The 455-nt window shown below is 62.4% G+C and carries 1 protein-coding gene; it reads right to left on the bottom strand.

Going from position 1 to position 455, the window contains the following annotated elements; translation table 11 throughout:
• Nucleotides 1-383, bottom strand: a 383-nt coding sequence (locus AUQ37_RS07685; protein ID WP_235585022.1) for an OB-fold nucleic acid binding domain-containing protein, incomplete at its 3' end; no start/stop codon positions are given.
• Nucleotides 384-455 lie beyond the last annotated feature (72 nt).

The raw sequence follows: 455 nt of genomic DNA on the forward strand, positions 1-455 counted from the left end.
AGGACACCCTCCTTCTGGTCGCCGATCTCGAACGGCGGGAGCTTGGACTTCGCGAGGAGCTCGGCGTGGGTGATGAGGACCTCGATCTCGCCGGTGGGGTTGGAGTCCACGGCGGTGCCCTCGACCCTGGCCCTGACATTTCCCTCGATGAGGACGCAGGACTCCCTGGAGAAGGTCGACATGACCGATGATATCGCATCGGCGTCGGCCCCGGCCGGGAGGTCCGCGGGATCGAAGACCACCTGGGTTATTCCGTACCTGTCGGCCAGGTCGATGAAGGCCACCCCTCCGTGGTCCCTCGAGAACCTCACCCAGCCTTCCAGACATACATGTTTCCCGATGTCGGAGGCCCTGAGCTCTCCGCACGTGTTCGTTCTTCTCATTATGGGTGCCCCTATGATGATAACGGGGGCGCCTATTGCCCATTCCCGTTAAATAATGTGCGCCTGCGCGCG

It is taken from the genome of Candidatus Methanomethylophilus sp. 1R26, assembly GCF_001481295.1.
In the GTDB taxonomy this organism is placed as follows: Archaea; Thermoplasmatota; Thermoplasmata; order Methanomassiliicoccales; family Methanomethylophilaceae; genus Methanomethylophilus.